Consider the following 11,603-nt stretch of genomic DNA (forward strand, 5'->3'; position numbering starts at 1 on the left):
ACTTTAGCCGGCAGGTGTAAAAAAAATGATACATTTTGGCCTGTCATAAAATACATTCCACTCCCCTCTTTGTCTTCAATAAGTACAATGATACATAAGAACCTGTCAAATAATACATTTATATCCCATATGCTTTTTCATTAAAGGATATTTTTACACCCTGACACAATCGATTTAGCAACAGGGTTCACTAATAAGCTTTTACAGCCATAAAAATGCGGACTACTGACAGCTTTACAGAAATTCAAATTTCAGCTCCATCAATCAGTTCCCTATGCTTATAAGTCAAGAAATCACAAAACTGCTAATTATCATATAAACCATTCGTAACCAAAAAACATGAAAAAAAACACAATAGCTTTAGGCCTTTCGGCCGGATTACTCTTGGCATCATGTGCTGTTAAAAATTACACCAAAACAGATGACGGTGTTTTAATAACTCTGAAACCAAGAACAGAAAACCAATTGCGCACACTGCGCCTTCAGGTTTTAGGCAATGATCTGGTGCATGTTGCCGCAACAGCCCAGGAATTTCAAAAAGATTCCAGTCTGATTATTGTTCCCAACCAGCAAACTGTTCCATTTCACATTAATCAATCAAAAGATTCTATCCAGCTTTCAACCAAAACGCTGAATGTTATGGTTTCGGCAAAAGACGGCGGAATCAAATTTAAAGATAAAAACGGAAAAATACTGCTGGCTGAAAAAGCAGGCGGCGGCAGAACTTTTCTTCCCATCCAAGCCGATCAGACAAAAGGCTATACCGTGCGCCAAATATTTGAATCGCCTCAAGATGAAGCATTTTTCGGACTGGGACAGCATCAGTCGGATGAATTTAATTATAAAGATAAAAGCGAAGAACTTTTCCAATACAATACCAAAGTATCAGTGCCATTTGTCGTATCAAATAAAAATTACGGGCTTTTGTGGGACAGCTATTCTTTAAGCCGATTTGGAGACAGCCGTCCTTATGAGCAGTTAAATCAGGTTTTTAAATTATTTGGAAAAAATGGCCAGCCAGGTTTCTTAACCGGAACTTACAGCACACCTGAGAAGAAAAATGCACCGCTGATTCGCGAAGAAAAATCCATTTTCTTTGAGGATGTAAAAAGCATCAAAAACCTGCCAGCAGATCTTCCTTTAAAAAATGCCAATGTTACTTATGAAGGCGAAATTGAAGCTCAGCAGGACGGAGAATATAAATTTATACTGTACTATTCTGGTTATGTAAAAGTCTATTTAGACAATCAATTGGTGGTCCCTGAGCGATGGAGAACTGCCTGGAATCCTAACAGCTACAAATTCTCTATGAATCTGAAAGCGAACAAACGCACGGCTTTAAGGATAGAATGGAGACCAGACGGTTCAACTTCTTACTGCGGATTAAGAGTAAGAACGCCGCAGCTGGCTGAAGAAAAAAACAGCCAGGTCTGGTGGAGCGAAATGAACAAAAAAATTGATTATTATTTTGTTCATGGCAATTCTATGGACAGCATAATTAAAGGATACCGAACCTTGACTGGAAAATCTCAAATTATGCCCCGCTGGGCAATGGGTTATTGGCAGAGCCGCGAGCGATACAAAACCCAAGATGAAATCTTAAGCAATTTAAAAGAATTTAGAAAACGCCGGATTCCAATTGATAATATCGTATTGGATTGGAATTATTGGGAAGATGATGCCTGGGGAAGCCACAAGTTTGATCCTGCCCGTTTTCCTGATCCACAGGCTATGACAGACTCGATTCATACGATGAATGCCAAAATGATGATTTCGGTATGGCCTAAATTTTATAAAACTACAGCGCACTTTAAAGAGTTTGACGAAAAAGGATGGATGTATCAGCAGGCCATTAAAGACAATGTTCGTGACTGGGTTGGGCCTGGTTATGCAGGATCATTCTATGATGCTTATGCAAGCGGTGCACGCAAACTATTTTGGAAACAGATCTACGAAAATTTATATCCTATAGGCGTAGATGCCTGGTGGATGGATGCCAGCGAACCTAATGTGTTGGACTGTACAGATATGGAATATCGTAAAAAACTGCAGGGACCAACCGCTTTAGGACCTGCAACCGAATATTTCAACACTTATGCCCTTATGAATGCAGAAGCAATCTACGATGGACAAAGAGCTGCAGATTCCAATAAACGTGTGTTTCTTTTAACAAGATCAGGCTTTGCAGGATTGCAGCGCTATTCAACAGCAACCTGGAGCGGCGATATTGCTACAAGATGGGAAGATTTGAAAGCACAGATTTCGGCAGGTCTTAACTTTTCTGCAAGCGGTATTCCATACTGGACGATGGATATTGGAGGTTTTTGTGTGGAAGACCGTTATGTGAGTGCACAGCAGCAGTACGACAAAAATGGGAATGAAAACGCTGACAGCAAAGAATGGCGTGAATTAAATGCGCGCTGGCATCAGTTTGGAGCATTTGCTCCGCTATACCGATCTCACGGACAATTTCCTTATCGCGAACCTTGGAATATTGCTCCCGAAGGCCATCAAGCATACGAGTCTATTGTATATTATGACCGCCTTCGCTATAGATTAATGCCTTATATCTACACAATGGCGGGTATGACGCATTTTAATGACTACACCATTATGCGTCCGTTGATAATGGACTTTCAAAACGATAAAAATGTCGTTAACATCAGCAGCCAATTCATGTTCGGATCTTCTTTTATGGTCTGCCCTGTTTATCAATATGGAGCACGAAAAAGAGAAGTGTACCTTCCTGACGGCACAAACTGGTACGATTTCTATACGGGCAGGCTGCTCTCAGGAGGACAGACTCTGCAGGCAGATGCGCCTTATGGACGTCTTCCCCTCTTTATTCCTGAAGGCGCTGTAATTCCTGTTGGTCCAGAAATCCAATACACCGATCAGAAACCTGCTGATAATGTGGTGTTGTATATTTATAAAGGCCGCGATGGCAGTTTTACTTTGTATGAAGATGAAGGTGTTAACTACAATTATGAAAAAGGCCATTATAGTGCGATAAGCTTCGATTACAATCAAAAAAAGGAAACCTTAACCATTGGCGAGCGCAAAGGAGATTTTAAAGGCATGCTAAAAGACCGAAAATTTAAAATCGTCGTTATCGATTCATACAACTCAAAAGCATTCCTTTCTGATGCTTCTGGAAAAGAAATCGATTATAACGGAGCGCTTCAAGTCATAAAAATTTAATCATCTTAAAACAATCACATCCAGCATCTGCATTTAGGACAACCTTAATGCAGTTCTTGGTGTGATTTTGAAAAATATAAATCCATGAAATTAAAAAAGTATATCATTTGTTTATTACTGCTGTCCTCAGCAGGCGCTATGGCACAGAAATCTCCTGTTTTCTTTCCTAAAGAAAACCTGATGGCAATGGGGATTTATTACTATCCGGAACACTGGAATAAAAAAGACTGGGAAAGAGATATCAGCAATATTTCCAAGACTGGTTTTGAGTTTATTCACATTGCAGAATTTGCATGGATAGACATGGAACCCGAAGAAGGGCTTTACAAATTTGAATGGCTTGACGAAGTGATCGATTTGGCTGGAAAATACAAATTGAAAGTTATTTTAGGCACACCAACAGCAGTCTCACCGGTTTGGATGGGCATTAAATATCCTGAAATCTATCTGATGGACAGCCGTTATCAAAGGGCTGAGCATGGAACAAGAGCACAGCAGTCTTTGAGCAATCCCGTATGGAGAAATTTTTCTAAAAACATAATCAGCAAATTGGCAGCGCGCTACGGGCATAATCCAAATGTAATTGGGTGGCAGCTTGACAACGAGCCAGAAGCCAAAGAAGATTACAGCCCTTCTTCCCAAGATGCTTTCCGCAAATGGCTGGAAAATAAATACCGCACCATAAGGGCTTTAAATACGGCATGGGGAGCCTCTTTCTGGAGTCAGACCTACAGCAGTTTTGACCAAGTTAAAATTCCAAATGCAGATCATGTCGGTTGGTGGGGGATCAATCCGCATGCCTTGCTGGACTTTAAACGATATACTGCCGATACGCAGGCCGATTTTTTAGATTTTCAGGCAGACATTATCAGACCTTTAATTGCAAAAAACCAGTTTGTAACAACAAATTATACCGCTATTACTCCATCAGCAGATCCTAGAAGAACAAAAAAACTCGATTTTAACTCTTTTACCAGCTATCCTAACAAAGGAGTATCTAATATTGGAGACAAAGGTTTTCGTCTTGGCGATCCCGGGGAACTTTCTTTTGCCTTGAGCTTCTTTAAAACCAGAGACAACATCTCAGGAATTATGGAGCTTCAGCCTGGTTTTGTCAACTGGGGAAATGTTAATCCTCTGCTGCAGCCTGGCGCAGTGCGCATGTGGCTTTATCATTGTATGGCCGAAGGCATGTCTTTTGCCTGCTCTTATCGTTACCGCCAAATCAATTACGGTGCAGAGCAGTACCACAGCGGCATTACAAAACTTGATGGAATCACACTATCGCAAGGAGGAAAAGATTACCAGCAGACGATGCAGGAAATGAAATTATTGAGAAAGGCTTATAACCCGAAGGCTGAAATGCCTAAAGAAATTAAGGCTCGAAGAACTGCTTTATTATGGAATTATGACAATTCATGGAGCATGGGCCGTCAAGCGCAGACAAGCCAATGGAATACGCTGTCTTTTTTTCAAAAATATCTTGAAATCGTAAAATCATACGGAGCTCCCGCAGAAATAATTTACGAAAACGAACCATTAGATTCTTATGCCGTTGTGATTGCTCCTGCTTACGAAATAGCCGATGAGAAGCTTATTGCCAAATGGACAGAGTACGTAAAACAAGGCGGGCATTTAATTCTAACCGTGCGTACGGCTGTTAAGGACAAAAACGGGCATTTATTCCAAGCAGGATGGGGCGCTCCTATTTATCCTTTAATCGATGCCAAAATTGAAGACTTTGACCATCTTCTGCCTTATGCAAAAGGAACTATCCAAGGTTTCGGAAAAGAATATTACTGGAACAACTGGGCAGATTTAGTAAAAGCCAATAAACCTGAAAATGTCCTTGCTAAGTACACCAATCAATTTTATGCAGGCACGGCAGCTGTGGTTACCAACAAAATAGGAAAAGGAACCGTTACTTATATTGGTACAGATACAGACGATGGACAGCTTGAAAAAGAAGTCCTGCAGCAGGTGTATAATCAGGCTGGAATTGCTGTTGAACATTACCCTAAAGGAGTTTACATCAGCTGGCGCGACGGATTCTGGATCGCAGTCAATTATTCTTCAGAAGATTACCAAATAGAACAAATACCCAACACTTCAAATATTTTAATTGGCGGTAAAATTGTACCTCCAGGAGGCGTAAGCGTTTGGCAGCAATAAAAATGACTTTTTTCTAAACAGCCATAATTCTTAAAGATTCCTGCAGCTCCTGCTGCAGGTTTCAACACTGACTAACTATAAATTTAAACCAATCAAAATGAAAAAAAATCTAATCGCTTTGCTTTTTGCCTTGAGTTTGTGTGCAAATGCAAATGTAAAAATGCCGCTGCTTTTCAGCGACGGAATGGTCTTACAGCGCAATAAACCCATTTCTGTTTGGGGCTGGGCCAATTCAGGAGAAAAAATTGAAGTCACTTTTAATAAACAGACTCAGAGAACTAAAGCAGACAAAAACGGAAAATGGCTTTTGTACCTGAAACCTGAAAAAGCAGGCGGTCCTTTTAAAATGACCATTAAAGGAAACAACAGCCTTACCATTGAGAACGTTCTAGTTGGAGAAGTCTGGATATGCAGCGGGCAGTCTAATATGGAATGGCCGGTTGCTCAGGCACAGAATGCCGATTATGAAATCAGTCAGGCAGATAATCTTTGGATACGCCAGTTTTTAGTGGACAAAGATTTAAACCCGGCACCTCAAGAAGAACTCAAAGCAGGAAGCTGGAAAGAAAGCAGCAAAAAAAATACAGGAGCTTTTACAGCGGCGGGCTATTTTTTTGCAAAAAAAATATACAATGAATTAAAAATCCCTATCGGAATAATAAACTCCTCTTGGGGGGGCACCTGCGTGGAAACATGGACCAGCAGGGAAGCTTTTGAAAAAAGTCCCGAATTCAGCAGCATGATTGCCGACCTTCCTAAAATCCCAATGGATTCACTGCTGAAAAATAAACTGGCTGCGCTGAAAGTGCAGATTGAAAATCTTCAAGGATTTAAAATCACTTCAAACTCAGAAAGCCAATACAAAACGGCAGACTTTGATGACAGCTCGTGGCCGGAAATGCATGCCCCGCAATTATGGAACCAGCAATTGGGCAGTTTAGACGGCACAGTCTGGATGCGGAAATCTTTTATGATTTCAAAAGAAGAAGCTGGTAAAGAGGCTTTATTGGAGCTGGGCAAAATAGACGATGAAGATCTTTCTTATGTAAATGGAATTGAAGTGGGAAAGAATACCCAATGGGACAAAAAAAGAATATACAAAGTACCAGCAGGAACGCTTAAAGAAGGTCTTAACATTATTGCCGTACGAGTAACGGATTACAGTGGAGGAGGCGGGATTTTTGGCGATGAGGCTGACTTAAAATTAACTGCAGGCAGCACCATTGTGCCGCTTGCAGGGAAATGGAAGTTTCAGGTTACAGAAATCAGAACAGACCTGTCTCCAAACAGCTATCCTGCCCTTCTTTACAATGCCATGATCAATCCTTTGATTCCCTATGCTATTCAAGGCGTTTTATGGTATCAGGGAGAGGCAAATGCTACACGCGCCGAGCAATATAAAAAAGCTTTTCCATTATTGATCAGCGATTGGAGAAACAAATGGCATCAGGGAGATTTTCCTTTCTTTTTTGTGCAGCTGTCTTCTTTTAATGAGTTTGGAGGAACCAGCAGCACTGGCAGCTATTGGGCAGAGTTAAGAGAGGCTCAGAATTTTACTCTTCAGAATGCTGCCAATACCGGCATGTGTGTTACAGCAGATATTGGAGATCCAAAAGATATTCATCCAAAAAACAAACAAGATGTAGGATACAGACTGGCTGCCATTGCCTTAAATAAAGTATATGAAAAAGAAAATGTTTTCAGCGGACCAGCATATAAGTCTATGGAAACAAAAGGCAGTCAGATTCTCTTAACATTTGACAATGCTGCAAGCGGTTTAATGGTTCATGATAAATACCACTATGTAAAAGGATTTGAAATTGCCGGATCTGATCATGTTTTTCATTATGCCGAAGCCCAGATAAAAGGCAGCCAGCTTTTGGTGTGGAGCGATCAGGTTCAAAATCCGCAGGCAGTCCGCTACGGCTGGGCCGACGATGCCAGCGACTGTAATCTGTACAATACTGAAAATTTCCCTGCTGTTCCTTTTCGAACAGATGACTGGAACAGCATCACAAAAGGCATCAAATACAGCTTCGAAAAATAATCAAGCCTATTGAACATTTCAATTTTCCCTATCGATTCTGCAGAATCGATAGGGATTGGAATGATGGCTGTGATTTTAGATAAAAACAGCCCTTCTTGTACTGCAGCTGCAGATAAATGATTAATTTAGACCGAATGAAAAAGCATAAAGCCCTCTTACTATTTCTTGCTGTTTTTGGAATAATTTCCTTCCAAAGCATTCTTGCGCAGTCCAATTATATTTTTCACCAGTTGAAAACCAGCGAAGGGTTTTCGAGCACCAATGTCAAGACATTTTTAAGGGACAGCTACGGTTTTTTATGGATTGGAACCGAATCGGGACTTAATCGATATGACGGCTACGAATTCAAAGTTTACACGACCAGCTCAAAAAAGCCCAACAGCTTAATTTCCAACGATATTTTAGGTCTGCAGGAAGACGGCATGGGCAATATATGGGTTAATTTCGGACATGATAATGCAATATATAATAGAGATAAGGACTGCTTTATTACAGACATCACTTTTCTTTTAAACAAGCTGTACATTCGCGCAGATGCCAACTGTAAAATTTATGTGGACAAAAAAAAGAATTTATGGGTTTTTAATAAGAAAAACATATTTTTCTATGATGTAAAAAAAAGGCATACTTCCATCTTTACCGGCGTAAACATTGAAGACCCTTTTGCTGTTAGCGTAACAGATAATGGCGAGTCTGTATATTGTGTTGAAAATTCTCAAAAGTGCTGGCAGCTAAACAGCAGTACAGGTCATATCAAAACCATTAAACTGCCAACTCACAACAGAAAAAATGGAATTGATGATTGGCATATCATTTTTCTAGACAGCGACAACGGATTATGGACCTATTTCAGCAATAATCCTAATGAGGTTTACTATCGTGATTATCAGACAAAGAAATGGAGCTCCACAAGTTTAAAATCCAGCATAGACAGCGATATTAATTTTGTCAGCAGCATTATCGAAAATAAGCCAGGCGAAATATGGATTGGAACAGATCATAAAGGGATTTTTATATTTGACAAGTCAAAGAACAGCTTAACAAACTGTATTCAAACCCCAAACAAAGACAATTCCCTGCCATCCAGCAATATAACTTGCATGTATCGCGACAACGATGGGACCATCTGGATTGGGCACAGCAAAAAAGGCTTCTCTTTTTTTAATGAAAGCTTTAAAAACTTCATCAATTTCAAACATCCGGAATACTCTGATATCAGCACCATAATGGAGGACCACAACGAAGATCTCTGGATTGCAACAGACGGAAAAGGACTTTTTAAAAAAAATAAAAAATCAGGAAATACCTCTCGAATTCCATTTCCCAAAGCAGCGATTACCTGTTTATTGGAAGATCGCACAAACCGCATTTGGATCGGCACTTATCAAAATGGACTGTTTTGCTGGCAAAATGGTGTGATAAGCCAATATACCACGAAAAACAGCAAACTAAGCAACAACAATGTCTGGAACTTAAAACAAGATCGCTATGGCAATATCTGGATAGGGTCTATGGGAGGAAAAATACAGCAGCTTCCGTCCGATGCCACTAGTTTTGATTCTGTGATTTCTGTATTTGAAGATCAAGTTTTTGCACTCGATATGTTTTACGACTCTGGCGATGAACTTCTGCTGGGCACGGGTTACGGGCTTTTCAATATTGATATTACCAACAATAAAAATGTCATCTCGTATGGCAATAAAAAAGGAACGCAAAAATTCAAACACTTTCAGATTTCTACGGTCTACAAAGACAAACACAATATTTTGTGGATTGCCCACAATGACGGCCTTAATGTGTGGGATCCAAAAAAAGATACCATTTATTACTTCAACAAGTCAAATGGCCTTTGCGACAATTCTGTGAGCGGCATATTGGAGGACAATCGCAATAACATCTGGGTTACAACCCCCAATGGGCTTTCTGTTTTAACTGTCAGTTATGACGCAAATGATAATTTATCCATAAGCAGTAAAAACTATTCGGTTAAGGATGGCCTAATGGACAATTATTTTAATAAGCACTCTATACTGCAATTAAGAAACGGTGATATTCTGCTTGGCAATCTGGACGGATATACCATAATCAATCCAAACAAGCTGCTAAAAGAAAACAGACCAATTTCAAAAATTATTTTTACAGGACTGACTCTTGGGAATCAGACTATAGAGGTGGATTCTATTTATAATGGACATAAATTGCTGCAGCATTCCACAGAACTGCTTTCCAAGCTTACCTTAAGGCACGATGACAGGCTCATTACTCTTAAGTTTACGAGTACAGATTTATTAAATGCCGATAAAGTCAAGTATTTTTACAAGATTGAAGGGTTTAATTCGGAATGGATTCCTATTCAGGACAATAAAATTGTAATTTCTGCCCTACCAGCAGGCAGTTACAAACTTTTGGTAAAAGCGTATGATAATGCTTCAGGATGGAACAATAACATCAAAGTATTAGCATTGAACGTACTGCCTCCTTTTTACCTAACTGTATGGGCGTATCTTTTTTATGGACTAACGATCGCGGCGATTATTTGGTATACCGTACGCAGATCAAAAATCCGCCATCATTTAAAATTAGAAGAACAGCGCGAGAAAATGAATCGCGAGAAAGAATGGCATATAAACGAAATGAAGCTGAACTTTTTTACCAACATAAGCCATGATCTAAGAACTCCCCTAACTCTTATCATAACACCTCTGCAAGTGCTGTTGAATGATGCTATGGATGAGATCATGCGAAAGAAAATAAATGTGATCCATAAAAATGCACAGCAGCTTCTTTCCTTAATCAATTCCCTGCTGGATTTTCGCAAATTAGATGCAGGAATCGTCAGTTTAAATTTGAAAGCATCAGAGTTTGTAAGTTTCGCCGAGGATATCTGCAGTTCGTTTAATGTTTATGCCGCGGAACGCAATATTCAATTATCTTTTGAAAGCGGAATAGAAAGTCTGCTTATGGAATTTGATAAGGATAAGATCCAAAAAACACTTACCAATCTGCTTTCGAACGCTTTTAAATATACTCCCGATGGAGGAAAAATTCAGGTAAAAATTAGCCGTGACGCTACTCAAGTCTGCGTTAAAGTTCGAGACACTGGTTCGGGAATCAGCGATAACGATAAACCGCTTGTCTTTGAGAGATTTTATCAAGGAGAACAAAGCCAGAATGAAACCGGCAGCGGTCTAGGACTGCATATTGCAAATGAATACATCCATCTTCATGGAGGTGCCATAACCATTGAAGATAATATTCCGCATGGCTGTGTATTTACCTTTAAGATCCCAATTAGAGAAAGTTTTGAAAAGAATTTGATGCTTAGTCCTGCTACTATTGATATTCCAAATATTCAAGAGGAAAAAACAGAAAGTCCTGCTGAACAGCTGGTTCTTTTTGTAGATGACAATAAAGATTTGTGCGAATTTATAGAAGACAACCTAAAAGACGACTTTACGGTGCTTACGGCCCATAATGGCCAAGAGGCTGTCGAACTGCTGCAAAAACACAATATTACAGTTATTGTAAGTGATGTAATGATGCCTGTTATGGATGGCATTGAACTTTGCAAATTGGTCAAAACCAATATCTACTGGTCTCATATCCCGGTAATTCTGCTTACCGCGCGCACTGCTGAAGAATATCATATAGACGGATTAAAATACGGAGCAGATGATTATATCACCAAACCTTTTAACATTCATATTCTCAAACTTCGAATTAATAAATTTATCGAATGGACCAAAAAAAGCCATGCCGCATTTAAACAAAAAATAGACGTTAATCCTCAGGAGATTACCATTACCTCTCTAGATGAAATTTTTATCGAAAAAGCGATAAAAGCCGTAGAGCAGCATATCAGCGATACTGAGTTTTCTGTAGAAAATCTAGGAGACACTTTAGGCTTGAGCCGAGGGCATCTGTACAAAAAACTGATGTTCATAACCGGTAAAGGACCAGCCGAATTCATTAGAACCATACGTTTGAAAAGAGGACGCCAGCTTTTAGATAAAAGCCAGCTGCAGGTTTCGCAGATAGCCTATGAAGTCGGATTTAATTCGCCGAAAAGATTTTCAAAATATTTCCGTGAAGAATTTGGTTTATCTCCTTCTGAATATTTAAAACTTCACAAAAAACTATAAAAACAACGCAATAAAAATGCAGCCTTTAATCCTACAATATT

General features: G+C 39.6%; 4 protein-coding genes. All 4 read left to right on the forward strand.

Going from position 1 to position 11,603, the window contains the following annotated elements; all coding sequences use genetic code 11:
- Positions 1 to 339 precede the first annotated feature (339 nt).
- On the forward strand, positions 340 to 3,201 hold the full coding sequence (locus QE431_RS13610; protein WP_307296782.1) for a TIM-barrel domain-containing protein: 2,862 nt from the start codon (positions 340 to 342) through the stop codon (positions 3,199 to 3,201).
- A gap of 84 nt (positions 3,202 to 3,285) precedes the next feature.
- Positions 3,286 to 5,373 carry a beta-galactosidase gene (locus QE431_RS13615; RefSeq protein WP_307296785.1) on the forward strand — a complete coding sequence of 696 codons (2,088 nt, stop codon included), beginning with the start codon at positions 3,286 to 3,288 and terminating at the stop codon, positions 5,371 to 5,373.
- A 97-nt stretch (positions 5,374 to 5,470) separates the two neighbouring features.
- Positions 5,471 to 7,420, forward strand: coding sequence for a sialate O-acetylesterase (locus QE431_RS13620; RefSeq protein ID WP_307296786.1), 1,950 nt, complete (start codon positions 5,471 to 5,473; stop codon positions 7,418 to 7,420).
- Positions 7,421 to 7,554: 134 nt separating this feature from the next.
- Entirely contained in the window at positions 7,555 to 11,562 is a 4,008-nt protein-coding gene (locus QE431_RS13625) for a hybrid sensor histidine kinase/response regulator transcription factor (protein ID WP_307296789.1), read from the forward strand.
- The last annotated feature ends 41 nt before the right edge of the window (positions 11,563 to 11,603 follow it).

Source organism: Flavobacterium sp. SORGH_AS_0622, from assembly GCF_030818825.1.
Taxonomy (GTDB): domain Bacteria; phylum Bacteroidota; class Bacteroidia; order Flavobacteriales; family Flavobacteriaceae; genus Flavobacterium.

Excerpts from the sequence above, each read along its gene's own strand:
- QE431_RS13610 (WP_307296782.1), top strand. The coding sequence starts at position 340 with ATGAAAAAAAACACAATAGCTTTAGGCCTTTCGGCCGGATTACTCTTG.
- QE431_RS13615 (WP_307296785.1), top strand. The coding sequence starts at position 3,286 with ATGAAATTAAAAAAGTATATCATTTGTTTATTACTGCTGTCCTCAGCA.
- QE431_RS13620 (WP_307296786.1), top strand. The coding sequence starts at position 5,471 with ATGAAAAAAAATCTAATCGCTTTGCTTTTTGCCTTGAGTTTGTGTGCA.
- QE431_RS13625 (WP_307296789.1), top strand. The coding sequence starts at position 7,555 with ATGAAAAAGCATAAAGCCCTCTTACTATTTCTTGCTGTTTTTGGAATA.